At 67.0% G+C, this 23,917-nt stretch carries 22 protein-coding genes; 4 read left to right on the top strand and 18 right to left on the bottom strand.

Annotation, left to right across the window (positions count from 1 at the left end; genetic code table 11):
• Positions 1-8: 8 nt before the first annotated feature.
• The 13 genes from AC0Z35_RS08140 to ku all read right to left on the bottom strand — a co-directional run bounded on the left by AC0Z35_RS08140 (position 9) and on the right by ku (position 15,116).
• The gene (locus AC0Z35_RS08140; RefSeq protein WP_319300080.1) at positions 9-851 is read right to left on the bottom strand and encodes a symmetrical bis(5'-nucleosyl)-tetraphosphatase; all 843 of its coding nucleotides are present in this window, start codon (positions 849-851) and stop codon (positions 9-11) included.
• A 26-nt stretch (positions 852-877) separates the two neighbouring features.
• Positions 878-1,135 carry a DUF1488 family protein gene (locus AC0Z35_RS08145; protein ID WP_046805685.1) on the bottom strand — a complete coding sequence of 86 codons (258 nt, stop codon included), beginning with the start codon at positions 1,133-1,135 and terminating at the stop codon, positions 878-880.
• A gap of 162 nt (positions 1,136-1,297) precedes the next feature.
• Positions 1,298-1,933: a UdgX family uracil-DNA binding protein gene (locus tag AC0Z35_RS08150; RefSeq protein ID WP_120155623.1), complete on the bottom strand. Its 636-nt coding sequence runs from the start codon at positions 1,931-1,933 to the stop codon at positions 1,298-1,300.
• A gap of 12 nt (positions 1,934-1,945) precedes the next feature.
• Positions 1,946-2,788: a BON domain-containing protein gene (locus AC0Z35_RS08155; RefSeq protein WP_485131737.1), complete on the bottom strand. Its 843-nt coding sequence runs from the start codon at positions 2,786-2,788 to the stop codon at positions 1,946-1,948.
• Between the two features lie 315 nt (positions 2,789-3,103).
• Positions 3,104-3,814: a ligase-associated DNA damage response endonuclease PdeM gene (pdeM, locus tag AC0Z35_RS08160; protein WP_485131738.1), complete on the bottom strand. Its 711-nt coding sequence runs from the start codon at positions 3,812-3,814 to the stop codon at positions 3,104-3,106.
• Positions 3,795-6,260 (bottom strand): ligase-associated DNA damage response DEXH box helicase, encoded by a 2,466-nt coding sequence (locus AC0Z35_RS08165; protein WP_485131739.1) that lies wholly within the window; start codon positions 6,258-6,260, stop codon positions 3,795-3,797. Before AC0Z35_RS08165 ends, pdeM begins: the two co-directional genes overlap by 20 nt.
• Entirely contained in the window at positions 6,257-7,867 is a 1,611-nt protein-coding gene (locus tag AC0Z35_RS08170) for an ATP-dependent DNA ligase (protein ID WP_485131740.1), read from the bottom strand. Before AC0Z35_RS08170 ends, AC0Z35_RS08165 begins: the two co-directional genes overlap by 4 nt.
• A gap of 36 nt (positions 7,868-7,903) precedes the next feature.
• Positions 7,904-8,998, bottom strand: a complete 1,095-nt coding sequence (locus AC0Z35_RS08175; RefSeq protein WP_485131741.1) for a ligase-associated DNA damage response exonuclease — start codon at positions 8,996-8,998, stop codon at positions 7,904-7,906.
• Between the two features lie 177 nt (positions 8,999-9,175).
• Positions 9,176-9,853, bottom strand: coding sequence for a glycosyltransferase family 2 protein (locus AC0Z35_RS08180; protein ID WP_485131742.1), 678 nt, complete (start codon positions 9,851-9,853; stop codon positions 9,176-9,178).
• Positions 9,850-10,449: a class I SAM-dependent methyltransferase gene (locus AC0Z35_RS08185; RefSeq protein ID WP_485131743.1), complete on the bottom strand. Its 600-nt coding sequence runs from the start codon at positions 10,447-10,449 to the stop codon at positions 9,850-9,852. The genes AC0Z35_RS08180 and AC0Z35_RS08185 overlap by 4 nt, the downstream gene beginning before the upstream one ends.
• Entirely contained in the window at positions 10,437-11,486 is a 1,050-nt protein-coding gene (locus AC0Z35_RS08190; protein WP_485131744.1) for an acyl-CoA dehydrogenase family protein, read from the bottom strand. The genes AC0Z35_RS08185 and AC0Z35_RS08190 overlap by 13 nt, the downstream gene beginning before the upstream one ends.
• Positions 11,483-14,110, bottom strand: a complete 2,628-nt coding sequence (ligD, locus tag AC0Z35_RS08195; RefSeq protein ID WP_485131745.1) for a DNA ligase D — start codon at positions 14,108-14,110, stop codon at positions 11,483-11,485. Before ligD ends, AC0Z35_RS08190 begins: the two co-directional genes overlap by 4 nt.
• Position 14,111: 1 nt before the next feature.
• Positions 14,112-15,116 carry a non-homologous end joining protein Ku gene (gene ku / locus AC0Z35_RS08200; protein ID WP_046805675.1) on the bottom strand — a complete coding sequence of 335 codons (1,005 nt, stop codon included), beginning with the start codon at positions 15,114-15,116 and terminating at the stop codon, positions 14,112-14,114.
• 435 nt (positions 15,117-15,551) lie between these two features.
• Between ku and AC0Z35_RS08205 the strand changes: the two genes are divergently transcribed.
• Genes AC0Z35_RS08205 through AC0Z35_RS08215 form a run of 3 tightly spaced genes read left to right on the top strand, consistent with a single transcriptional unit; the run spans position 15,552 to position 18,381 of the window.
• The gene (locus AC0Z35_RS08205; protein ID WP_485131746.1) at positions 15,552-16,901 is read left to right on the top strand and encodes an APC family permease; all 1,350 of its coding nucleotides are present in this window, start codon (positions 15,552-15,554) and stop codon (positions 16,899-16,901) included.
• A gap of 59 nt (positions 16,902-16,960) precedes the next feature.
• A complete protein-coding gene (locus AC0Z35_RS08210) occupies positions 16,961-17,866 on the top strand; it encodes an SAM-dependent methyltransferase (protein WP_485131747.1) in 906 nt (301 codons plus the stop codon).
• Positions 17,867-17,916: 50 nt separating this feature from the next.
• The gene (locus AC0Z35_RS08215) at positions 17,917-18,381 is read left to right on the top strand and encodes an Rrf2 family transcriptional regulator (RefSeq protein ID WP_104145501.1); all 465 of its coding nucleotides are present in this window, start codon (positions 17,917-17,919) and stop codon (positions 18,379-18,381) included.
• Positions 18,382-18,384: 3 nt separating this feature from the next.
• Here AC0Z35_RS08215 and AC0Z35_RS08220 read toward each other — a convergent pair whose 3' ends face one another.
• The 5 genes from AC0Z35_RS08220 to ydiK all read right to left on the bottom strand — a co-directional run bounded on the left by AC0Z35_RS08220 (position 18,385) and on the right by ydiK (position 23,428).
• Positions 18,385-19,692: a type II toxin-antitoxin system HipA family toxin gene (locus AC0Z35_RS08220; RefSeq protein WP_485131748.1), complete on the bottom strand. Its 1,308-nt coding sequence runs from the start codon at positions 19,690-19,692 to the stop codon at positions 18,385-18,387.
• A gap of 12 nt (positions 19,693-19,704) precedes the next feature.
• On the bottom strand, positions 19,705-20,049 hold the full coding sequence (locus AC0Z35_RS08225; RefSeq protein WP_046805671.1) for a helix-turn-helix transcriptional regulator: 345 nt from the start codon (positions 20,047-20,049) through the stop codon (positions 19,705-19,707).
• A gap of 136 nt (positions 20,050-20,185) precedes the next feature.
• Entirely contained in the window at positions 20,186-21,325 is a 1,140-nt protein-coding gene (locus AC0Z35_RS08230; protein ID WP_485131749.1) for a S66 peptidase family protein, read from the bottom strand.
• A gap of 85 nt (positions 21,326-21,410) precedes the next feature.
• The gene (locus tag AC0Z35_RS08235) at positions 21,411-22,136 is read right to left on the bottom strand and encodes an RNA pseudouridine synthase (protein ID WP_104145503.1); all 726 of its coding nucleotides are present in this window, start codon (positions 22,134-22,136) and stop codon (positions 21,411-21,413) included.
• Positions 22,137-22,282: 146 nt separating this feature from the next.
• Positions 22,283-23,428: an AI-2E family transporter YdiK gene (ydiK, locus tag AC0Z35_RS08240; RefSeq protein WP_104145504.1), complete on the bottom strand. Its 1,146-nt coding sequence runs from the start codon at positions 23,426-23,428 to the stop codon at positions 22,283-22,285.
• A 247-nt stretch (positions 23,429-23,675) separates the two neighbouring features.
• Here ydiK and AC0Z35_RS08245 point away from each other — a divergent pair, with 247 nt between their 5' ends.
• Positions 23,676-23,873 (top strand): hypothetical protein, encoded by a 198-nt coding sequence (locus AC0Z35_RS08245; RefSeq protein WP_485131750.1) that lies wholly within the window; start codon positions 23,676-23,678, stop codon positions 23,871-23,873.
• Positions 23,874-23,917: the final 44 nt, after the last annotated feature.

A 23,917-nucleotide genomic window follows, 5' to 3' on the forward strand; every position in this document is an offset into this window, starting at 1 on the left:
GCGGCGGCTTAGACTTGCAACGCTTCCGCCCCCACCTGCAACAACTTTCGGTCGGCCACGCGCAGCGCCGTCAGCACGCCTCCCGTCACGCAGCCGGTGTCCAGGCAGGTGACGTCACGTCGTACCAATAACCCTAGCGTGGCCCAATGGCCGAACAGGATGGGGGTGTCGACGCAGGCCCGCCCGGGCACGTCGAACCACGGCAAGGTGCCTTGCGGCCAATGGCCCGGGGTGGCTTTGGCGCCCAGCGCCATGGCCCCATCGCGCGAGCACAGCCGCATGCGCGTGAACGCGCCTACGATGAACCGCAGCCGCGAGTCGCCATGCAGTTTTGGCGACCAGGCGCGCGGCGAGCCGCCGTGCAATGCGTGCATGACGGCCCGCCAGCGATCTCCGCGTAGCGGCGCCTGCGCTTCATCCGCCAGCGCCTGGGCGGTGCGCACGTCCCAGCTGGGGTAGATGCCGGCGTGCACCAGCACGTGGCCGGCTTCCACGTGCATCAGGGGCCGCTGACGCAGCCAGTGCAGCAGCTCGTGCGCGTCGGGTGAGGCGAACAGCTCATCCAATGTGTCGCGCCGCCCGGGGCGGATGCAGCCGGCAGCAATCCCCAGCGCGCGCAGGTCATGATTGCCCAGTACCACTGTGGCCCGTTCGCCCAGCGCCATGACGCGCCGCAATGTGGCGGCGGAATCCGGACCCCGGTTGATCAAGTCGCCCACGAACCACAGGCGGCAATGCGGGTCATCGGCGATCTCGGGGCGTGCCAGCAAGGCGTCCAGTGAATCCACGCAGCCGTGCACGTCGCCGATCACCCAGATCGACGGCGCGTTCGGTGGTGCCTGGATGTCCATGTTTGCCCGCCGTCGCCGCGAGTCCGTCAGGCGAAATCGCCCTCGCCCAACTGGATGGGGCCGTCGGCGGGCACCCCCTTTGCGCGTTGGGCGGCGTCTTGCAGCGCCTGGGCGGCGTTTTCGAACGCGTGCAGCAGTTCGGTGGCGGTGTCGTCCGCCGCGCCGAAGCGGCGCCGCAAGACGTCGCCCGAGATCTCGAATTGCCGCGTGACGCCGGCCGTTTCCATGTTGAACAGGACAGCGTCGCCTTGCGTGTGCGCACCGGTGGCTTTGGTGAATTTCATGGGATCGATCCTCCTTGATCGTTAGGGCTAGGCAGATGGGTTGTTACTTGTCGCGGGTGGCTTGTGGCGGGTTGCTTGTCGCTGATAGTTTGGCGCCGGTAGTGTGGCGATGGTGGCTTGGCGCTGATTGCTTGGCGCGTATGGCTTGTGCCGGCCGCTGCGCTACCCGCCTTCGTCGGCCAGCCGCTTGGCGCGCGCCAGCGCCTTGACGATCGCCTGGTAGGCGGCGTCCCGGCTGTCGTGGCTGGGGCTGCGCAGCGCAAATGACGGATGGTAGGTGGCCAGCACCCGGCTGTTGCCGCGCGTCATCACGTGACCCATCGCGTCCTTCAACGTGCGCTTGGCGTCCTGCATGACGGCGCCCAGGGCCGTTGCGCCCAGCGCCACGATGACGCTGGGCCGGATGTCGTCCAGCTCTTGATCCAGCCAGTACGAACAGGCGCGAATCTCGACCTGCGCGGGCGACTTGTGCATGCGGCGCTTGCCGCGCAGCTGCCATTTGAAGTGCTTCACGGCGTTGGTCACATAGACGGCCTGGCGCTCTACCCCGGCTTCGGCCAAGGCCTTGTCCAGCAAGGCGCCGGCCGGGCCAACGAAAGGTAGCCCGGCCAGGTCTTCTTTGTCGCCGGGTTGTTCGCCGACCAGCATGATGCTTGCGCGGCGTCCGCCTTCGCCCCCCACCGCCTGCGTGGCGTTGCGCCACAGCCCGCAGCGCCGGCAGTCGTCCAGCGCGCGGGGCTGCTGATCGGGGTCGATGTCCCCGTCAGCGCCGTGGGTGGGGGTGGGCTCGGCGTTCATGGCGTGGCGCCGTTATTCCCGGCCGCCGCCAATGGCGGTGTCGCCGGTGGCGGTTGATTCCCCGGCGCCGCCCTTGCCCGCGATGCGGATGCGGTTGTCGACGTCTTGCACGCCCGCGCACGCGTCGGTGCAGTCTTCAATGCGGTGCTTGGTGCGGCGGTCCGGCGCGGTGCCTTCCAACGTGACGCGGCCATCGGTCACGCTGACCGACACGTCGCTGACGTCCAGACCGCTGTGCGCCAGGTATTCGCAGACGTTTTCGCGCACGCGCTCGTCGGACCGGGTGTAGCCCTTGGGGTCGGTGCGAAACGAGCCCCGGTCGCGCCAGGCGGTGGGCCCCCGGTTGTAGCCGCCGCGTTCAGCGGTTTCGAAGGACACGCCGGTCTCGTCGCCCCAACGCGGGCGGTCGCCGTAGTAGCCGCCTTCTTCATCGCCATACGACGTGGGGCCGGAGTAGGACGGGTTGCGCGAGCCATAGACCTGTTCACGCTGGTAGGACGGGTCTTCGTTGCGAAACCCGCCGTAGCTGCTTTGGCCGGGGTCGGCGCTGCGGCTGCGCAGGCCGCCGCGCGACTCGCGTGCACCGGGCGCGGGCCGATTGCCCTCGCCCTGGTAGCCGTACGAGGGCGCGGGGTCGTGCCAGGGTTCTTGGTCGCCCGCGCCCCGGTTGCCCCGCCCTTGGCCTTGCGAGCCGGGATTGCGATAGGGGTCACGATTGGGATCACGATATGGGTCGCCCTGCGAGCGCCCGCGCTGGTGGGCCTGCCGGTACGGATCACCCCGCCCGGCGTCGGCGCCCGGATCGCGTTCGAAGTCATCGTCATACCGGGGCGTGTACCTGGGGTCACGGTTCATTGTGAGTCTCCTGTGAAGGTGGGTCCTGCCTCGCACGAACCGGGGTGTGGCCCGTGCGGGCGCCTGCCGGGTACGCAGCAAGTGGTGTGCCGCGCAGCGGGGCAACATGCGTTGCGGGGGGCACCGGGTCCGTTTCGGCTGCCGAGGCCGGCCGGTTTTTGGCGCGGCTACCCTGCCCTGCACTTCTTACAACGGCGGTAATAAGTGCCGGGTCGGCCGGGGGGATACGCGACGGCACGACGCGACGGGGCTCCGCGAGTGGGCTCCGCGAGTGGGCTCCGCGAGTGGGCCACGCGACTGGACTACACCACTGGACTACGCGCGTGGTGGCGTCCAGCCTATCGGCACCACGCTGCCGTGGACGCAGGCGGCCAATTGCTGTCCGCCTTGCCCCGTCCGCCCCGTCTGCCCCGCTTGCACGGACACGGCGTGGCCCCCTGTGAAATCCGAGAACGCCGGCAGCACGGTGACACCCGCTTGCAGCCAGAATGCGGGCCAATGGCGGGGCACGCCGGGCAATCGGGTTTTGGGATGCACGTGGCCCGCGATCACATGACGGCCTTGCGCGTCGGGCTTGGGCAAGTGCCGGAACAGAAACGGGCCGTCGGCCTGCTCGTCGCCCAGTTGTCGCATGCCCAGCGCATCGCCCTCCAGGGCGCGGTCGTGATTGCCGATCAGCACCGCCACGTCCAGCCCCGCGTGGGCGCGCCGCCATTGCGCCCAGTCCACACGCCAATCGGCCTGCGACATCTGCCCATGCAGCACATCCCCCACAATCCACAACTGCTCCGCGCCTGTGTCGTGGACCAGGCGCGTCAGCCGGTCCAGGTCGGCCTGCGTGGCACCGCGCGGCACGGCGATACCGGCCTGCCGAAACACGTGGCCCTTGCCCAGATGCAGGTCGGCGATGACCAGCCGCGCGCGCGCCGGCCAATACAACGCGCGCTCGCCCAGCAGCAGCACCGGCTCGCCGGCCAGCGTCGTGGGCAAGGCGTGCGCCGACGGGTCATCCTGCAATTCGGGCATAGCGTTTCTCTAGTTGGGCGGCGGCGCGCTTGACCCGGGCCTGCCAGGTTTCGGTACTGAGCTGCCCGCGCAGGCTTTCGGTCCACAGCGGAAACGACAGTGGCGTCAGCGCGCGGGGCGTGCAGAGGTCCAGCGCGCGCGTCTGGCAATCTTGCAACGCCGCCATCAGCCGGGGCGCTTCCAGCTGGTTGTCGAACACCTCGCGTTCGGCCTGCGCCAGCAAAAGATGGTCGGGATCGTAGCGGCGCAGCACGTCGTACAGCAGGCCGCTGGACGCCTGCACCTGGCGCAACGAACGGGCGGCCCTGCCCGGCAGCGACGGCGTCAGCAATCCGGCCACGCGCGCAATCTCGCGGAACTGTCGCCGCGCCAGTTCGCCCAAGTTCACGCCGTCGCGCAAATCAGCGGCCATGTGTTCGGGGCTGAGCAATTGGCGCAGCAAGGCGTCGTCCAGCAGCGCGGGCTCGGCCAGCGTCAGCATCAGCCCGTAGTCATTGACCGTATAGGAAAAGGTATTGGGATGGCGCCGGCCCCAGCGCAGCGCCATCATGGCAGCCATGCCTTCGTGCACGGCGCGGCCCGCGAACGGGAACAGGAACAGATGCATGCCGCGCCGCGTGGCAATCTGTTCGGCCAGCAGGCGGCCCGGTGCCGGCAGCGCACTGGCCTGGCGCTGGATGCGCAGCAGCGGCTCAACGGCGCGCATTTCGGGGTGATCGCCGGGATCGGCATACAGGCTTTGCACTTCGCGCGCCAGCTGGGTGGACAGCGGCATGCGCCCGCCCTGCCACGTGGCCACCGGCCCGTCGCCGCCCTTGGCACGCCGCACGTAGGCCGTCATGCCTTCCAGCCGCGCAAGCTCCAGCGTGCGGCCGGCGAACTGGAAGCGGTCGCCGGGGCGCAGCCGGGCCAGAAAGCCCTCTTCCACCGACCCCAGGCTGCCGCCGCGCAGGTACTTCACCGACACCGCGCCGTCGGCCGTGATGGTGCCGATGGACAGCCGATGGCGCAGCGCGATGCGGCGGTCGTGCACGCGGTAGCAGCCGTCGTCGTCCTTTTCCACGCGGCGAAATTCCGGGTAGTTCGATAAGGCGCGGCCGCCCTGCACGATGAAGTCCAGCACAGCCTGCCAAGTGGGCGCGTCCAGGGCGGCATAGGCGTGCGTGCCGCGCACCTCTTCGTACAGTGCGTCCGCCTGGAAACCGCCGCCCAATGCCAGCGTGACGGCGTGCTGGGCCAGCACGTCAAGACTGCCACGCGGCGGGGGTCGCGACTCGATATCGCCGCGCGCGATGGCCTGGCGGGCGGCAGCGTATTCGACCAGTTCCAGCGCCTGCGCCGGCACGCACACCACATGGCCGGATTCGCCGGGCCGGTGCTTGGCGCGGCCGGCCCGTTGCAGCAGCCGGGCCACGCCTTTGGGGCTGCCCACCTGCAAGACCTGATCCACCGCCGGAAAATCCACGCCCAAGTCCAGGCTGGACGTGGCCACCACGCAGCGGATGCTGCCGTCGCGCAGGCCCTGTTCCGCGCGGGTGCGCAGCTTGGGGTCCAGCGAGCCGTGGTGCAGCGCCAGCGTGGCCGGGTCTTCGGGCCAGATCGATTCCAGCGCACGATGCCATAGCTCGGCCTGCGCGCGGGTGTTGGTGAACAGCAGGCTGGCGCGCACGTCGAACAGGCGCTTGTACACGCGCGCCAGTTGCGACAGGCCCAGATGCCCGGCCCACGGCAACGCGCCGCTGCGCTCGGGCAGCAAGGTGGACAGCGTCACCTTGCGCGGCCGTGCGCCGGACACCACCGCGCTGTTCGGCTGATGCGGCAACAACACGTCGCGGGCTTCGTTCAGATTGCCCAGCGTGGCGGACAGGCCCCACATGCGCACGTCGGGCGACAGGCGCCGCAGGCGCGCCAAACACAGCTGCAACAACACGCCGCGCTTGTTGCCCAGCAGCTCGTGCCATTCATCCACCACGATGCACCGCAGCGCCCGAAAGCGCGACGACGCGTCCGCGTACGACAACAGCAGCGCCAGGGATTCGGGGGTGATGACCAGCACATCGGCCTTGCCCTGGCGCGCCAGCCGTTTGTCGCGGGCGCTGGCGTCGCCGGTACGCAAGGCCACCGTCCAGCCCAGGTTCAGGTCCGCCACCGTGTCGGCCAGGGCGCGCGCCGTGTCGGTGGCCAGCGCCCGCAGCGGCGTCACCCACAGCACGCGCGGCCCCGCGCCGGCCGTGGGTGTGGCACCGGCCCGATCGGCCAGCGCTTGCAGCATCGGCCCGCCAAACGCCGCCAGCGTCTTGCCGCTGCCGGTGGGGGTATGCAACAGGCCGGATTCCCCTGCCAGGTAACGCTTCCAGGTCTCTTTCTGAAAAGCCGCCGGGCGCCAGCCGCGCGCTTTGAACCAGGCCGACAGCGGCGCGTCCCAGCCGCGCGGGGGTGCCGTCATCGCGCCAGCGCCTTCAGCGTGTCCAGCTGGTCGGCCTGATCCGCGGGCTTATCGCGCCGCCATCGGAGGATGCGCGGAAAGCGCACCGCCACGCCCGATTTATGGCGCTTGGACAAGTTGACGCCTTCAAACCCCAGTTCAAATACCTGCACCGGGTCCACCGAGCGCACGGGGCCAAAGCGTTCGCGCGTGTGCGCGCGCAGCCAGCGGTCCAGCTCCAGGATTTCCTTGTCGTCCAGGCCCGAGTAGGCCTTGGCGATGGGCACCAGCGCATCGCCCTGCCACAGGCCGAAGGTGTAGTCGGTGTACAGCGTGCTGCGGCGGCCATGGCCCGATTGGGCGTACAGCAGGACGGCGTCGATGGTCAGCGGGTCAATCTTCCACTTCCACCAGTCGCCGCGCCGGCGCCCGCTTTGGTACGGGGCCGACGCCCGTTTCAGCATGAAGCCTTCCACATCGCGTTCGCGCGATTCCCTGCGCAAGGCGGCGGCCGCCTCCCAACTGGCGGGCGACACCGCCGGCGATAAGGACAGGCGCGGGTCGGGGTGTTGCCGCAGCAGCGTTTCCAGCATGGCGCGGCGTTCCGACTGGGGCCGCTCGCGCAGGTCGGCGCCGTCCAGCTCCAGCAGGTCATAAGCCAGCATGCGCACGGGCGCTTCCGCCAGCCACTTGGGGCCGGGCTTAAGCCGCTGGATGCGGGTTTGCAATGCGGAAAACGGCATCGGGCCGGCGGCGTCTTCCTGCCAGGCCAGCAGTTCGCCGTCCAGCACGCAGTCCACACGCAAGGCGTGCGCGGCGGCCTCCACTTCGGGGAACCTTCCGTCCAGCCGCTCTTCCCCGCGCGACCACAGCGCCACTTCGCCATGGCGGCGAATGAGCTGGGCGCGGATGCCGTCCCACTTCCATTCGATCAACCAGTCGTCGATGGTGCCGAGCGTGGCCGGGTCCGATTCCAGGGGCGAGGCCAGGAAGAACGGGTACGGCTGCTGGCGGTCGCCGGGCAGCGCCTCGGCGCTGAGCAGATCGCGCAGGAACGCCGGGCTGGGCGTCCATGTGCCCAGCATGCGCTGCGCGATCCGGGCGATGGGCACCCCCGACATTTCGGCCAGCGCCTGCTGCACCATGCGTTGCGACACGCCGACCCGTAGCGCGCCGGTCAGCATCTTGTTGAACACCAGCCTTTCCGACAACCCCATGCCGCGCCAGGCGGCCACGATGATGTCGCGGCGTTCGGACTCGTCGCGGTTGGCGATGGGCAGCAGCACTTCTTCGATCCAGTCGGCCAGGCCGCGCTCGGGGTCGGCATGGGCGGGGTCCGGGTCGGGCATCAACAAGGCCAGCGTTTCCGCCAGATCACCGACCTGGTCGTAGCTAGCGTCCACCAGCCACGCCGGGGTATCCGAGGCGGCAGAGATCCACGCGCGCAATTCGGCCGACCCCGCGATCTTGCGTCGCGCGCTGGTGATCTTGCCGCCCGCCAGCAGGTACAGCGCCCATACGGCGTCGCGCGGCGGTGCGTCGCGAAAATACGTGACCAGCGCCGCCCGCTTGTCCAAGGTGGCGGTACTACGGTCCAGTTCCTGATACAGCGCTGCAAATCGCTTCATGCCGGGGTTGGCCTCCTGGGGGTGGGCTTCGCCGTGTTAGTCATCTTCGCCGTACTGGGTGGCCAGGGTTTCGGCCGCCGTACCGGTTTCGTTCAGGATGCGAACCAGTGCGTCCGTGTCGCCATGGGTGGCAATGACGCGGCGCGCGCCGGTCTCGCGGATGGTACGCAGCAAGGCCGGCCAGTCGGCGTGGTCCGACACGACAAAGCCCCGGTCCATGTTGCGCCGCCGACGGTTGCCGCGCAGCCGCATCCAGCCGGACGCAAACCCATGCTGCGCCTTGCGAAAGCGCCGCAGCCAGCTGCTGCCAGCGGCGGACGGCGGCGCCAGGATCAGTTCACCGGCAAAGCCGGATCTGGCGACGTCGGCCACGTCGGTGATTGCGTCAGCGTCGGCTGCCGCAGCGTCGGCTGCCGCAGCATCGGCTGCCGCGACCCCCGCCTGCGCGGGTGCGGCGCGCGTACCGCTTGCGTCAATCACCAGGCGCGTGTCTGCCATGGCGATGCCGGCTTGGCGGTACACGTCGACCCCGGCCGCGATGGCGCCGTGCAGGTAGACGGGCCGGTCGATCCATGGGGCCAGCTCCGCCAACACGCGCTGCGCCTTGCCCAGCGCGTAGCAATACAGGATGGCGGCCTCGCCACGGGCCGCGCAATGGTCGCGCCATTGGACGATGTCGCGCGCCACGTCGGACGTATCGGGCCACCGGTAGATAGGCAGGCCGAAGGTGGCTTCGGTGATGAACGTGTCGCAGGGCACGACTTCGAATGGCGCGCACGTGGGGTCGGGCTGGCGCTTGTAGTCGCCCGACACCACCCACACCTGGCCGTCGACTTCGATGCGCACCTGGGCCGAGCCCAGCACGTGCCCCGCCGAATGCAAGGACACGCGGGCGTTGCCCAGCGTGAAGGTTTCGCCGTATTCATGCACGCGGTAATCCTGCTGCCCCAACCGCCATTGCAGAATCGGTAAACCCTGCGCGCTGGTGTGATAGCAGCCCATGCCCGCGCGGGCGTGGTCGCCGTGGCCGTGCGTCAACACGGCGGTGTCCACCGGCCGCCAGGGGTCGATATAAAACCGGCCAGCCGGACAGTACAGGCCTTCAGGCCGTAGTTGCACGACGTCTTGCATCGAACGCCTCCGGGCATGAGTTGTGCTGATAACGGGGTTGTCTGTCTTTGTCACGATACTTCAAGAGGTCTTATGCGCACGAAGCACATCCTGCTGTTCCTGGTACTGGTTGTCGTTCTGTCCGTGGCGATGTCGATGGCGCCATGGTGACGTGAGCGGCGATGCGGGTGCGTGGCGCTAGCCGGTGCTGTCGCCCGCGCCCCAGCCGCCGCGCAGCGCACTGGCAAAGCCGCCGTCCACACGCGAGTGCGGGCGTGCACTGGTCATGACGCGAGGCAGGTTTGACCAGGCGATGCGCGCCCCACCCTGCTGCAATCGGTCTACCAAGGCCTGGTCTTCGCTGCACGGCAGCGCATCAAAGCCCCCAATGCGTCGGTACGCCCGCGCGGCCACGCCCAGGTTGGCGCCGTGCACATGGCGGTGGCCATCCTTATCCTGATAAGCCCTTTCAAATGCGTGTCGCGCGCGCTGCGCATGCTCGCCGTGTTCGCTCCAGCCGGACACGCCGACCGTGCCGCAAACCACCTCTGCATTCAATGACAACTGATCCACCAGCCAGCGTGGCGACACGCGGGTATCCGCGTCGGTAAACGCCAGCCACCGCGCGCCCGCGCGCAGCAGGTGGCGGGCGCCCCGGGCACGCGCCACGCCAACGTTACGCGCGTCAATTGCCAGGCAATGCACGGGATGGTGGCGCAGCCGGTCGGCCGTGCCGTCTACGCAGTGGTCCAGCACCACAACGATGCGCACCGCCTCGGCACGCAGTTCAGGGTGCTGCGCCGCGCGCAGCACGGCCTGCACACAGGCGTCGATGTGCTGCTCTTCGTTATGCGCCGGAATACAGATACCGATCATGCGTCATCCTTTTGCTGTCGTTGCCAGCCGTTCATCAGGAAAACGTCTTCCCGGTGTTCGAACAGCGGGCTCATGCCGGGCAACGCGCCCAGCGCCTGGTGCAAGGCGTCGGTGCCCTGCTGGCGGTCGTCGAAGTCAAGCCGCAAATGGCAGGCGACCAGTTCCCCGCCGGGGGCGAGGCAACCGTCGATGCCTTGCAAGAACGCCGCCAGGGCGGAGTCGTCAAGGTAGTACCCCAGTTCGGACACGATGATGAGGTCGAAGCCGCCTTCAGGCACGGGTGGCCATTGGCGGGGCAGTTCCAGCGCCAGCGCCTCGACGTGGGCCATACCCTGCTCCTGGATGCGTGCACGGCATCGTTCGATGGCGGTGCCGGCAAAATCCACGGCGCATACCTGCCCGCACCGGCCAGCCAGCGGCAGGGTCAGGTCACCGTTGCCACAGCCCGGCTCGAAGGCATGCGCGTATTGCTCGCGGCCCAGCGAGGCCAGCAGCAATGCGCGCTTGCGCCGTTCGTACCAGGCGCTGGCAATGCGCCAGGGGTCGGGATGCTGCCGGTACAGGGCCTCGAAATGGTCCACGCCTACAACTGCCATGGTGTCTGCTCCGTGCGCACGATTTGGCCCAGCGCGGCCTGGTCGCGTTCGGCGTGGCTTTGCCGGATGAACACCGGCAGGTCCGCCATCACCTGGGCAAAGCCGGCATCGCGGCACAACGGCCCGGCGCCCAAGGCCCGCCCTGCCCGGGTGATGACCTCGGTGGCGGCGGCTTCCACCGCCAGCCGCGCGCGGCCACAGGCCAGCGAGCACGCGTCATGGGGGTTCGCATCGATGGCGGCGGCGGTCTCGCGCAGGACGGCACGCGCCTGGTCCAGCGCGACGTCGATCGCGCCTAGATGCGCCAAGCGGTGCGGGTCGACGGACTGCGCCGGCGTTGCCGCCTGGACGGCGGCGGCAATCCGCGTCAGCGCGCCATACCAGCACGCCGCCACACCCGCGCCACCGTGCTGGAAGCCGGGTCTGTCCACGTACGCGCCGGGCGCGCCCACCGGCACACAGACGGCGTTGTTGAACACCACGTTCACGCTGGCCGATGCGCGCATGCCCACGGCTTGCCAGCCTTCTTCGGTGACGGTAACGCCAGGCTGATCCATCGACACGGCGGCCAGGCAGGGCCGGCCGGCCTCGTCCCACGCGCTGACCAGGGCGTGGCTGACCGTGGCCGCGCCGGAACACCAGGCTTTCACGCCGCGCAGGCACGCGGTGGTGTAGGGGTCGAGGGTGTGGGGGTTCCCGCCCTCAGCCCCACCATGCAGGCTGACACGGAAGTCCGGCGGTTCGGCGCACCACACGCCCCAGATACTGTCCGGCGCGGCGAGGTCCGCTGCGTTCAATTCGGCCAGAATCGCCAACGCATCAGTGTGACCTTCAACCAATTTGACCAGGCTCAGGTCGACGGCGGCCACCGCGGCCAAGGCCTGCCAGCGGGCCAGCGTTGCGCCGCCACCCGGCAGCGGCAGCGGGTCATATCCCGCCTGTACCAGCAGGCGCAATGCCGGCCCGGGGTCGACCGGAGCGGTCAGTTCTCCAAGCAGTCGGGTGATTTGCGACGGCAATCTTGCGGCGCTCGTCATGAGGCCCCACGCTTGAAACCCAGCGCGTCCATGGCCTGCCCCACGGATTGCGGCGCATAGTCGTCCCACGGCGCATTGGCGGCATCCAGCCGTTCGTGAATGTTGCTGATGGTCCAGTGCGCGCCGCTGGAAAGCTTGTCCAGTTCGTCCCATGCCACGGGCACCGACACGCCCAGGCCGGGCCGGGCGCGCGCCGACCAGGCCGACACGGTAGTGGCGCCAAAGCCGTTGCGCAAGTAGTCGACAAAGATCTTGCCCACGCGATTCTTCGGCCCGCTCTTGGACACGAATATCTGCGGCAGCGTACGGGCCAGATGCACCACGATGGCTTGCGCGAATGACTTGATGGTGTCCCAGTCGTATTGGCGGCGTAGCGGCACGACGACGTGCAGGCCCTTGCCGCCGCTGGTTTTCAGCCAGCTTTGCAGGCCCAGTTCGTCCAGCATGGTGTGCACCAGCCGGGCGGCCTGCTGCATCGTCGCCCACTTCACCCCTTCGCCCGGGTCCAGGTCGAACAGGACACGGTCGGGCTTGTCGATGGCCGTTTTCACGGCATTCCAGGTATGGAATTCCACCACGTTCATTTGCACGGCCGACATGATGGCTTCAGGCGTGGGCACCTCCAGCAACGGCGGATGATCCGGGTCCAGCCGCTGGGGCAAGGGCTTGACGCCCGGCATCGCGGCTTCCAGGTGCTTTTGAAAGAACAGCTGCCCGTCGATGCCGGCGGGCGCGCGCAGGAAAGACACGGGGCGGCCCTTCAGATGTTCCAGCATCAGCGGGGCCACCAGCCCGTAGTAGCGCGCCAGATCCAGCTTGGTAAGTTTGGTGGACGGGTCGATCACGCGGTCCGGGTTGGTCAGCCGCGCGGGCTTGGCGCGCGTGGGCGCCGCCGCCGTTGTCCGGGCCGGCGCGGGAGCGGCAGTTGTCTTTGTGTTTGTCTGTCCTTTTGCTTTTGTCTTTGCCTCTGTCTTTGCCTGGCGCGCGGTCTTTTTGCCCGATGCGGACGCCGGCTCCTCCTTGGGCGGGGGCGACGGCCGCTCGCGTGTGATCTGGCGGGCGGGTTTATCCTGCCGCAGCCCTCGGAAGACGGAATGGCGGATATGCCCGCCGCTGGTCCATTCGCTGAACGAGACCTCGGCCACCAGCTCAGGCTTGACCCACTGCACGCCGCTGGCCTGCGCGCCACTGACCGTTTTTTTGTCGGTCTGGAGGGCGGCAAGCTGTTTGTGCAAGGCAAGCAGGCCCTGGGTATCAAAACCGGTGCCGACCTTGCCCGCATAGCGCAGCGAGCCATCGTCTTCATGCACCGCCAGCAACAGCGCACCCAGCCCTTCCCGGGAGCCCTGCGGCGCGGTGTACCCAACGATGACGAACTCCTGCCGCTGCGCGCACTTGATCTTCAGCCAGCTGTCCGTGCGCCGCGACACATAGGGCGCCGACGGCCGCTTGGCCATGATGCCTTCCAGCCCCATCTTGCAGGCCGAGGCCACCAGGTTCGACGGCGCTTCCTTGAAGGCCGCGCTAAAGCGCAGGTGGTCATCGTCAGCGGTTTCCATCAACTGCGCGAGCAGGTCGCGACGCACGGTCAGCGGTTCGTCGCGCAGGTCTCGCAAGCCGATATAGGGCAAGTCGAAGGCGTAAAAGACGATGTCGCCAGTGCGGTCGTTGTCGAACGCGTTTTGCAGCGCCTGGAAGCTGGGCACGCCTTGCTCATTCAGCACCACCACTTCGCCATCCACCCATGCCCATTTGGCGGGAAGCTTGGCAAAGGCCTGGACGATGTGCGGCAGCTTGGCGCTCCAGTCGTGGCCGTTGCGGGTGTATAGCCTGACCGAATCGCCCTCGATGCGCACCAGCAGCCGGTAGCCGTCGAACTTCAATTCGTACAGCCATTCTTCGGGGTTGGGCGGCATCCCCTCGACCAGCGTGGCCAATTGGGGCTTGAACGTGTCTGGCAGGTCGGACGGGCGGCCTGGCAGCCGGGCGTCGGCGGCGGAATCCGTGTCGGAGCCGGGCTGCTGCGCGTCGGGCGCGGGCAGGCGAGCGGCGGGCTGGGTGGTGGCGGCGTTGTCACGCAGCGGCACCACGCTGTCCGGCATTTCGTCGACCACGCTGAATTCGCGTTCCGGGCGGGCATAGGCGTCGCGGTCTTTGATCAGCAGCCACGGCGGCTGTTTGTCGCTTTCCTTGCCCTTCATGCGCACCAGTGCCCAGCGCCCCTGCATCTTTTTGCCTTGCAGGTCGAACTTCAGGTGGCCCTCGCGATACCCCTTGCGGGCGTCGCCCACGGGGGCCCACACGCCCTCGTCCCAGATGATGACTTTGCCGGCGCCGTACTGCCCTTCGGGTATCTGGCCTTCAAACTGGTTATAGGCAATGGGGTGGTCTTCGACCTGCACCGCCATGCGCTTGACCGACGGATCAAAGCACGGCCCCTTGGGCACCGCCCAGCTTTTCATGGCGCCATCCAGCTCCAGCCGAAAGTCGTAATGCAGCCGGCTGGCCCAGTGCTTCTGGATCACAAACGCGCGCGCCTCCTCATTGGCCTGCCCGCCCTCCATTGGCTCGGAGGTCACCTGGAAATTGCGCTTTTGACGATAGGTTTTCAGGCTGTCGGCCATATCACGCCGCCTTGCGCGACCGGGTCGAGGTCTTCGCGCTCTTGGTGGTCTTCTTTGAGGCCGACTTGGTGGCCGACTTTGTGGCGGTCTTGGCGGAGGCTTTGGTGGCGGTCTTCGCGGAGGTCTTCGATGGCGTCTTGCCCGACGCCGATTTCTTCGCGGCGGGCTTTTCCTTGCTGCCGTCCCTGGTCGTGTCGCCGGACTTCTTTGCCCCACCCTTCAGGCTGCGTTGCAGCAGCTCCGTCAGGTCGATGACGTTATCCGCGTACGCGGGCGCTTCCTCTTGCGGCTCGATCACCGTTTCGGTCTTGCCGGCCTTCACCTTCTTGTCCACCAGCTCCATGACGGCGGCCTTGAACTCGTCCTTGTATTGCTCGGGGTCCCATTTTCCCGCCATATCCTCGACCAGCATCTGCGCCATTTTCAATTCGCTGGCGCTTGGCGACATGGCCTTGGAGCCCGCCTTGGGCAGGTCCAGGTCGTCCATGGATTTGACCTCGTCGCCCCACCGCATCAGGTTCAGCACCAGCGCGTCGCCAGACGGGATCAGCGCGGCCAGATGCTGCTTGGTCTGGATCACCACCTTGGCGATGCCGATCTTGCCGGTCTTGGTCAGCGTGTCGCGCAGCAAGGCGTACACCTTCTGCCCTTTGTTGATGGGGGCGATGTAATAGGGGCGCTCCAGGTAGACGAACGGCACGTCGCCGGCATCCACAAATTGCTGGATCTCGATGGTTTGCGTGGTGCGCGGATAGGCGTCGTTGATTTCGTCAGGCGACAGGATGACGTACTGGCCGTCTTCGTATTCCACGCCCTTGACGATGTTGTCCCTGTCGATTTCCTTGCCGGTCCGCTTATTGATGCGCTTGTAGCCCACCGGGTCCATCGAGCGCTTGTCCAGCCAATCGAAGTCCACGCCGGAGTCCGTGGTCGCGGTGTGCAGGCCAACCGGGATATGGACGAGGCCAAACGAAATTGCCCCTTTCCAGATGGTTCTAGTTGCCATGATCAGCTCCTCTTTTTTACGCCCCTCTCAGCAAGTGGCGTGCCTGCGCCCGCGCGTAAACCAAAGAAAAAGCAGAACGATTGTCGGGCCAAGCAGCCATGTACAGGCCAGGTACAACCCTAGAAATTACTTTAACTATTTCACTTCAACAACTTCATTTATTTACGGTGAATCAAAGGGTTATGCCTGGATTGTCAGGTGATTTCTACGCACCGGAATTCAACTATCGCCGCCCCAGCCCCCTCCGCAAGGGAAAACCCGCAGAAACTTTTTCTGCCACCGTCCAGTCGCAATTTATTCTTGTTCAGGCAATTGTCAGGCGGGTTCAACGAGCCCGCTTCCGCCCCTTTTCCTAGAGGTTTCCATGACCCTGCCCTGCCCGCGTGTTGTGACGCCGCGTTCGCCCACATCCAGCGACGCGTGGGAGGTCAGGCAATGACCGGCGCCGCCAAGACCATCGACGGCGTGACGCCCGCCGGCTTGTCCGTCATGGACGCCACCGTCGTGCTGATTGGCGTGGTCGTGGGCATCGGCATCTTCGGCTTTCCGCCCCTGGTGGCCCAGCACGCCACCTCTGAAGCGATGTATATCGCGCTGTGGTGCGCGGGCGGGCTGGTGATGCTGGTGGGCGCGCTGTGCTATGCGGAACTGGGGTCCGCCTACCCCGGCGCGGGCGGCGAATACCTGTACCTGACCCGGGCCTGGGGCGCGCGCGTGGGGCTGATGTTCGCCTGGGCGCGGTGCACGGTGATCCAGACCGGCGCCATCGCGGTCGTGGCCTACATCTATGGCGACTACGCCCAACGCTTGATGCCGCTAGGCGCGCACGGGCCCGGCTTGCACGCGGCAATGTCCGTGGTGGCGCTGACCGCGCTGAACGTGGTGGGCACCCGCTATTCCAAACGGCTGCAATGGGTATTTACGGTGTTGACGCTGCTGGCGCTAAGCGCGGTGCTGGTGGCCAGTTTGTCGGCATCGGACGGCGACACGGCGCCCTTGGCCGCCCCAACGGCGTTGGTGGGCAACCCGGCCGGGCTGATGGGCATGGGCATGGTGTTTGTGTTGCTGACTTACGGCGGCTGGAACGAAGCCGCTTATCTCAGCGGCGAACTGCGCGATCCGGGACGCAACATGAGCCGGGTACTGCTGATCGGCACCGCCGTGGTGACGGGCGCCTACGTGCTGACAAACCTGGCATTGCTGGAGATCTTCGGCTTGCAGGGCTTGCGTGATACCCCTGCGCTGGCCGCCGACGTCATGCAACTGGCCGCCGGCCCCTACGCCGCCGCGCTGCTCAGCCTGACGATCTGCGCCACGGCCTTGAGCACCATCAACGGCACCATCATTACCGGGGCACGGGTGTATTACGCGCTGGGCCGCGACGTGCCCAAGCTGCACGCGCTATCCGGCTGGAGCGCGCGCAATGAAACGCCGGTGGCCGCGCTGCTGGTACAGGGCGCGATCACGCTGGCGCTGGTGGGCTTGGGCGCGTTCAGCCAGAACAGCGTGCAGACGCTGGTGGCTTATACGGCGCCCGTGTTCTGGCTGTTCATGCTGCTGGTGGCGGCGTCCGTGTGGCGGTTGCGCCAGCGCGACCCGCAGCGCGCCCGGCCGTTCCGCGTGCCGCTATACCCCCTTCCCCCTTTGCTGCTGGGCCTGACCTGCGCCGGCCTGGTGGTGTCCAGCGCCGTGTACGCCGGCGCAGGCGCGCTGATCGGCCTGGCGGTGCTGGCGGCAGGTGTGCCGTTGCTGCATCTGCTCAAGCCGGCCCGCTTGCCGGGTTGATTGATGACTTACGCCCTCTGACCGCTGACCTTTCGCCATCCGATCCACAAGGAGCCATCATGCAAGCCTCACCCCGCTCAGCCGTTTCCGTTCGCCGCTCGCCCGCCGCCGATGCCCAGGCCCAGTCACGATTGCGGCTGATTGCCACCGCCACCGCCATGGCGCTGTCCATTGCCTTCGCGGCGTCGGCACTGGCGCAGCCCGCTGCCAAGCCCGCAGGCCAGAACGCGTCGCAAGGCGCGTCCAAGGATGACTATGTGCCGGACGTGGGCCAGGACGGCAAGGACGTCATCTGGGTGCCCACGCCGCAGTCGCTGGTGGACAAGATGCTGGACATGGCCAAGGTGACGCCGCAGGACCGCTTGATGGACCTGGGTTCGGGCGATGGCCGCACCGTCATCACGGCCGCGCAGCGCGGGCTGACCGCGCAAGGTATTGAGTACAACCCCGACCTGGTGGAACTGTCGCGCCGCAATGCGCAACGCGCCGGCGTGGCCGACCGGGCCACGTTTGTCGCGGCCGACCTGTTCCAGACGGACCTGTCCAAAGCCGATGTCATCACCATGTTCCTGCTGTCCACCATCAATGAAAAGCTGCGCCCGACGCTGTTGCAGTTAAAGCCGGGCACGCGGGTGGTGTCCAACACGTTCCGCATGGGCGACTGGGAGCCGGACGCGTCCGAGACGGTCACCAAAGAATGCTCGACCTACTGCACGGCGCTGCTGTGGATCGTGCCGGCCAAGGTAGAGGGTAAATGGGAGGTCGACGGGCAGACGCTGCGCCTGACCCAGCGCTACCAGATGCTGTCCGGCAAGCTGGGTTCAAACGACATTTCGGACGCGCGTATGGATGGCAACGCCATCTCGTTCACCGTCAACGGGGTGCGCTACAGCGGCCAGGTCAACGGCAAAACGATGAGCGGGACCGCTGACGGCAAGGGCGCATGGACGGCCAGGCGGGCATGATGGCAGCGCGGGTTTGACCCCGCGGCTTCTCATGCAATAGCATCCGTTGCATGAGAAGAGACAGCAAACTATCCGGCGTGCTTCACGTCCTGCTTCATATGGCCGAGGCGCCCGGCCCGATGACGTCCGAAGACCTGGGCCGGGTGATGCAGACCAACCCGGTCGTCATCCGCCGCATCATGGCGGGGCTGCGCGACCAGCGGTTGGTCAGCTCTGAAAAAGGCCACGGCGGCGGCTGGACGCTGTCATGCGACTTCAACGCCGTGACCCTGCGTGACATCTATGAAGCGTTGGGCGCGCCGGAGATTTTCGCCATGGGCAACCGCAGCGAATCGCCGGGCTGCCTGGTGGAAGCCGCCGTGAACAAGGCACTGGACGGCGCATTTGAAGAAGCCGAAGCCTTGCTGATGGCGCGTTTTGGTGGCGTCACGCTGGCGGCGCTAAGCCGGGATTTTCACGAGGGCATGCTTAAGGATGGGCGGCAGGTGGATTGGCATGGGCCAACGGCGGGCTGACACTTACCGCCCGGCGCGCCACGCCGCCAAGGTGGATTCGACCAGCGCGATCTCCGTCGGCGCCATGCCGGCGGCTTCGTAATAGCGGTGGCGCTCGGCCACCACGCTGCGCACCGCGTCCACGATGGACTGCGCGGCGGCCTCGGACCGCAGGCCAAAGCGGCGGTACTGCGTCAGGCAGTTGCCAAAGGTGCTGTCGCGCCCGTGCTCGCCGATATGCAGGTAGTGGCGCGCCGAGCCTTCCTGCGTCACCACGTCAAAAAGCGGCGATAGCCGATAGGTGTGCGCGTTCTTGTCCTTCAGGAAACCGACGTTTTTCAGATGGTCGTCGGTGTTGTGCACGGCCACGTTCAGCACCATGCGCGCGTATAGCTCTTTCAGGTCCTGCACGGGGTTGGACGAAATGCGGCGCGTCACGTCCGCCAGCCGCGCATAGGAATACGTTGCCCTGCCCTCCGGGCCATCCAGATCGCGTTTGCCGATGCGCACGGGCGGGCTGATTAACGATGCGCCGCTAAGAAAATGGCGGCGGGCCACGACCGGCGCAGCGCCTGGCGCCGGCGGCAGCAGCTCGCGGTCAAAGCGGTGCGTCAGCAGCACCGCGCCCAGATGCGTTTCGGTCAGCCGGATGTCCGGCACGGTCAGGCCGATGGCGCGAGCCATTTGAAGGTTGGCGAATTCGATACGCTGGCGGTCATAGGAATCGCCCCGGCGCGGAAACTTCGCGATCCACATTTCGCCGGCTTCGTCGCGCACGATGGTCTTGGGCCGGGCCCCGCCGATATCCCACGAACTGCCCAGGATGTCGCGGTACAGGCCCTTGGGCTTGACGCCCTGGTCGATGTCGGTCAGCAGGTCGGCCAGGGATTCCAATTGGCTGACTTCGGGCAAGCGGTAGGTTTTGCGCATGTTGGGCGTCAACAGGCGCGCGCTGAAGAATAACGCCCCGACGCCCATGCCCCGGCCCCGCAGCAGCACCTCGTCTTCCGTGACGCGGGCGCCGGCCTTGTCCACCCGCATCACATTGCGGCCCCAGGCGTCGGGCGCGGCGTCGAAAATGGCGCCCAGCGTTTCATAGCGGCTCTCGGTGCGAAACGTGGTCTTGGCGTCGATCAGCGGCAGGTTCAAGGGGTCCAGCGCGAAGGCGCGGGCGTCGTTCACATACGACTGCACGTAGGTGAATTCGGCAAAGAAAAGCGATTCTGATGAGTCGTCCAGCGTCAGTACGCCAGCCAGCACCGCTTCGCCGCGTATGTCGACGTAGACAAAGAGCTCGCTTTCTACCGATTTGAGTTTGCGGGCGCGTGCCATCCCGGGTGCGTCCTAAAGCTTGGACGGATCGGCGCGATGCGCGTGCAGCGCGCCGCCGCTGCCCCGGCTTGGCCGCCGCAGCGCGTCCAGGCGCTTGCCCACGCCATCCTGCTCGGGGTCGCCCAACGCGAATACCTGCTCGCTGTAGCCGTATTGCAGCAGCGCTTCAATGGCCAGGGCCAGTGACACGCCGCCATCGCCGCGTTCCAGCCGCGCGACGGTGGCGCGCGACACGCCAAGCCGATCGGCCAACGCGCTTTCGGATTCCGCTCGGCGCAGGCGGGCGGTTCGGATGTTGGCGCCCAGGCGTGCCAGCGCCTCGGCGGCGTCGAAACTGGGGGCTAGCTTCTTTTTCATGACGCAATAATAGAACCGTGCGGGGGAAAATGCACGATTAATAAGGCATTCAATCGAAAAGTTTGAATCATTAATAGCGCAAAAAGTCGACTTCTGCGCTATTAACGATGCAATGCGTAAGGACGAAACCCAGCCCTTACACCACCACCGCCTGGTCCAGCCGCAATGCCCCCCGCGCGGTGTCCAACGTCACCTGTGCACCTAGGGGAAGGGTCAGATTGGGGTCGCCATGGCCGCTGGGCCATGCGCCAAGGATCGGTATGTTGCGCGCCCGAAACTGCTCAAGGATCAGCGGGTACAGCAGGCCTTGCGCCTGATCGTCGTCCATGCGCACGCCTAGCCGCGTGAAATTGCCGACCAGCAAGCCCTTCACGCCATCAAACTTGCCCGCCGCCGCCAATTGCGCCAGCAGGCGGTCCACGCGCGGAATGGCTTCGTTGACGTCTTCGATGAACAGGATAGCGTCGCGCGTGTCGATGTCGTTGCGGGTGCCGGTAAGCGCGGCGATCAGCGCCAGGTTGCCGCCCACCAGCCTGCCGCTTGCCACGCCCGGCACCAGCTCGGTAGGCAGCGCGTCTTGCGGGGGCGCGATCCACGAGCCTGGTCCCATCTGCCCGCTGACCATCGCCCACAAATTGGATTCCGTGGGCTCGCGTTTGCCGGCCAAAAGGTCCTGCGCCAGCATCGGCCCGTGAAACGTCACAAAGCCAGCATGGCGCTGGATGGCCAGGTGCAGCGCGGTGATGTCGCTATAGCCGATGAAGGGCTTGGCGTGTCGACGCAGCAGCCCGTAATCCAGATGATTCAGCAGGCGCCAGGAGCCAAAGCCGCCTTGCAGGCACCAAACGGCGCCCACGCCGGGGTCGGCAAAGGCCGTGTGCAGGTCGGCCAGGCGGTCGGCATCGCTGCCGGCCAGATATTCGTAGGGAGGGTCCAGGCGGGTACGGCTGGCGGGCATGACCTGGGCGACAAAACCCCGGGCTTCCAGCCATTCGGCCGCATCGTCACTGGCATTGGTGGCGGCCGAGGCCGGCGCCACAATCGCCACCCGCGCGCCGGGCCGCAACGCGGGCACCGGCGTCGCGCCCTTGCCATTCGGGGGCGGGGGCGGCGTGGGCCGTTGCAAGGCCGGATTGGTCGCCGTGTGGCGGCTGCTGGGTGCGCGGCCGGCGCAACCGGCCAGCGCCAACGCCGACAGGCACAGGGCCCCGCCCTGTTTCAAAAATCCGCGTCGTCCGGAATCGGCAGGGAACGGGGGCACGCCAGGCAGGGTCATGGTTGCGGTTCGCTTGTGCTGAGTGCTGGCAGTGGCTTGCTGGGCGTTCAGTGCGTTCAGTGCGTTCAGTAGTGCTTGCTGCGGCTTAAAACCGCTCGTAGTCCAGCCGATAACGCCACTGGCCGGCCGCCATGCCCGCCAGCGGCAGCCGGCCGATGCGGATGCGGCGTAGCTGCTGCAACTGCAAGCCGGCGGTATCGCACACGTATTCGATAAAGCCCAGCGGCGGCGTCTTCAGTGCAAAGCGCAGATGGGTTTCGTTTTGCCAGCTGACCTTCATGGGCGTGGCGGCGCGGCCTTCAAAAGCCATGCCGCGTTGCAGGCGGGCCAGGTCGCTGTCGCTGAGTTTGCCCGTGACTTGCGCCACGTATTCCTGCTCGACCAGCTTGCCCTCTTCCATCAGCTTGCGCGACACCGCGTATTCCTGCGTGTAAACGACCAGACCGCTGGCCGCGCGCTCCAGCGGCGTGACGAGCTTCAGGCCGTTGAACATGCGCTTCAGATAGCGCCGGCCCGAGCGGTCGCCGGGCATCAGGTTCTTGGGAATGATCAGGTCCAGCGCGGACCCGGGCTCGTTGTCGGCATAGGTGCCGGCCGGTTTGTGCACCAGCACCGTCACGGGCTTGATGTCTTCCAGCTTGGCGCCGGGCAACAGAGCAACGGTCTGGCCGGGGGCCACGCGCGCGCCGGGTTCTTCAACCGTCTTGCCATCCACGGCCACCCATCCGCCTTCGATATACCGTTCGGCGTCGCCGCGCGAGCAAGACAGATCCGCGGCCAGTCGCTTGGCCAGGCGTACGCTTTCGGTCATTGTTGCGGCCCCCGGGCGGCGGGCGTGGCCGGGGTTTGAAGAAGGTGAAAACTGCTTGTGTAGGACAAAAGCGGGTGCATCGTCATGGGGTATTGCGCGGGGCGTTGCAAAAAAGCGGGCTGAGCGCCCGCCGTGTCAGGCAGATGTTACGCCTTTTCGCCGGCCGACCCCGCACGAGCCAGCACGTCGCCGGGCGCAGCGGCAGCCGTCGTAGCGGGAATGTCGATGGGCGTGGCGGGCGGCGGGACTTCGTCGATCCAGGCATTGAGCAAGGTCGAGGTCACCGCCAGGATCACCGGACCGATGAACAGGCCAACGATGCCAAACGCGACCATGCCGCCCAGCACGCCCGACAAGATCAGCAGCAAAGACAGGTTCACACCGCGCTTGATCAGTATGGGCCGCAGCAGGTTGTCCAGCATGGCTACCAGCAGCGCCCAGATCAGCAGCAACGTGGCGGCCAGCTTCATGTCATTTTGGAACAGCCAGATCACCCCGCCCAACATGGGCAGGAACGGGCCCAGTTGCGCCAGGCACAGCATCACCATCAGCGCGGTCAGGATGCCGGCGGCCGGCACCCCGGCAATCCACAGCCCTACCCCGCCCAGCACGGATTGCACCACGGCCGTCACCACGATACCCAGCGCCACGGCACGCACGGCGGCGCCGGCCAGCCGTACCGCCGCAACGCCGCGTTCGCCCGCCAGGCGGTTCGAGAATCGCTTGACGAATTCGGCCGCCGCGTCGCCCTGGCTATAAAGAATGCCGGCGATGACGATGGTGACCAGCATGTGCATGACGAACACGCCGACGATGGCCGCATGGCTCAATAGCCAGCGCGCCGCCATGGTCAGATAGGGTTCCAGCCGCGCCAGCAGGCCGCCCGCGCCGGCATCGGACAAGGTCTGCCATTCCTGCGCCAGCTTGGGGCCGGCCACCGGCACACTGCTGATCCAGCTGGGCGGCGCCAGCAAGGTGTAGTCGGGCAGGCTCTTGACGGCCGCCATGATCGCGCCGCTATGCTCTGCCAGCGTCGCGATCGCCTGATACAGCGGCAGCACGATGACGAACAGCAAAATCAGCAGCATGACGATTGTGGCCGCCCAGCGGCGCCCGCCGCAGCGCGCTTGCACCGCCCGCAGCACCGGCCACGTCGCCACCACGATGGTGGTCGCCCAGATCAGCCCCGGCAGGAACGGGCTAAGCACATAGAGGCTGCCGATCATCAGGGCGGAAAGAATGACAATCAGAAGCAGAATGCGGGCTAGATCAACCGTTGGACGTGGATTCACCCGATGCTCCCGGCAGGACGACTGAAGCGCCCCGCATGACGACGCATCGCTACGAATGGGCGGATGCCCGTGAGGCATCGTGGATACGTCTATCGGAATTTATCCCAAATTCAGGTTGACTTACAGAGGCAATCGCACGGGTGGGAATGCAGCTTGCTAGGCAGCCGTTTGCCGCCGACGTTGGGTGGCGACGGCCCCGGATTGTCTGGCGGCCGCACCCGTGGCGGCATCTCTTTGGAGGTATGCCATGAGGCCCTTGACCCTTTTTGCCGTCATCCCCGCCGCGCTGCTGGCCGTGACGCTGACCGGCTGCACCGCGCCCAGTTCCTATAGTTCGACCCAGCAAGGCGCGCCGGCCATGCAGCGGGATCACGCCAACTACCATTCGGAGAACTTCGGCGAACCGGACAATACGCCGTTCCAAGGCGCCTACCCCGGGCGGTAGTGGCGGGTAGCTGAAAGCGAGACGTCACGAGCGTCTTCGCAAGT

Source organism: Achromobacter sp. 1L-A-4-B-C2, from assembly GCF_057291955.1.

Excerpts from the sequence above, each read along its gene's own strand:
- AC0Z35_RS08165 (WP_485131739.1), bottom strand. The coding sequence starts at position 6,260 with ATGACGGCACCCCCGCGCGGCTGGGACGCGCCGCTGTCGGCCTGGTTC.
- AC0Z35_RS08170 (WP_485131740.1), bottom strand. The coding sequence starts at position 7,867 with ATGAAGCGATTTGCAGCGCTGTATCAGGAACTGGACCGTAGTACCGCC.
- AC0Z35_RS08140 (WP_319300080.1), bottom strand. The coding sequence starts at position 851 with ATGGACATCCAGGCACCACCGAACGCGCCGTCGATCTGGGTGATCGGC.
- AC0Z35_RS08150 (WP_120155623.1), bottom strand. The coding sequence starts at position 1,933 with ATGAACGCCGAGCCCACCCCCACCCACGGCGCTGACGGGGACATCGAC.
- AC0Z35_RS08230 (WP_485131749.1), bottom strand. The coding sequence starts at position 21,325 with ATGACCCTGCCTGGCGTGCCCCCGTTCCCTGCCGATTCCGGACGACGC.
- pdeM (WP_485131738.1), bottom strand. The coding sequence starts at position 3,814 with ATGCCCGAATTGCAGGATGACCCGTCGGCGCACGCCTTGCCCACGACG.
- AC0Z35_RS08185 (WP_485131743.1), bottom strand. The coding sequence starts at position 10,449 with ATGGCAGTTGTAGGCGTGGACCATTTCGAGGCCCTGTACCGGCAGCAT.
- AC0Z35_RS08215 (WP_104145501.1), top strand. The coding sequence starts at position 17,917 with ATGAGAAGAGACAGCAAACTATCCGGCGTGCTTCACGTCCTGCTTCAT.
- AC0Z35_RS08245 (WP_485131750.1), top strand. The coding sequence starts at position 23,676 with ATGAGGCCCTTGACCCTTTTTGCCGTCATCCCCGCCGCGCTGCTGGCC.
- AC0Z35_RS08235 (WP_104145503.1), bottom strand. The coding sequence starts at position 22,136 with ATGACCGAAAGCGTACGCCTGGCCAAGCGACTGGCCGCGGATCTGTCT.
- ligD (WP_485131745.1), bottom strand. The coding sequence starts at position 14,110 with ATGGCCGACAGCCTGAAAACCTATCGTCAAAAGCGCAATTTCCAGGTG.
- ku (WP_046805675.1), bottom strand. The coding sequence starts at position 15,116 with ATGGCAACTAGAACCATCTGGAAAGGGGCAATTTCGTTTGGCCTCGTC.
- AC0Z35_RS08205 (WP_485131746.1), top strand. The coding sequence starts at position 15,552 with ATGACCGGCGCCGCCAAGACCATCGACGGCGTGACGCCCGCCGGCTTG.
- AC0Z35_RS08210 (WP_485131747.1), top strand. The coding sequence starts at position 16,961 with ATGCAAGCCTCACCCCGCTCAGCCGTTTCCGTTCGCCGCTCGCCCGCC.
- AC0Z35_RS08180 (WP_485131742.1), bottom strand. The coding sequence starts at position 9,853 with ATGATCGGTATCTGTATTCCGGCGCATAACGAAGAGCAGCACATCGAC.
- AC0Z35_RS08220 (WP_485131748.1), bottom strand. The coding sequence starts at position 19,692 with ATGGCACGCGCCCGCAAACTCAAATCGGTAGAAAGCGAGCTCTTTGTC.
- AC0Z35_RS08155 (WP_485131737.1), bottom strand. The coding sequence starts at position 2,788 with ATGAACCGTGACCCCAGGTACACGCCCCGGTATGACGATGACTTCGAA.
- AC0Z35_RS08225 (WP_046805671.1), bottom strand. The coding sequence starts at position 20,049 with ATGAAAAAGAAGCTAGCCCCCAGTTTCGACGCCGCCGAGGCGCTGGCA.
- AC0Z35_RS08145 (WP_046805685.1), bottom strand. The coding sequence starts at position 1,135 with ATGAAATTCACCAAAGCCACCGGTGCGCACACGCAAGGCGACGCTGTC.
- AC0Z35_RS08175 (WP_485131741.1), bottom strand. The coding sequence starts at position 8,998 with ATGCAAGACGTCGTGCAACTACGGCCTGAAGGCCTGTACTGTCCGGCT.
- AC0Z35_RS08190 (WP_485131744.1), bottom strand. The coding sequence starts at position 11,486 with ATGACGAGCGCCGCAAGATTGCCGTCGCAAATCACCCGACTGCTTGGA.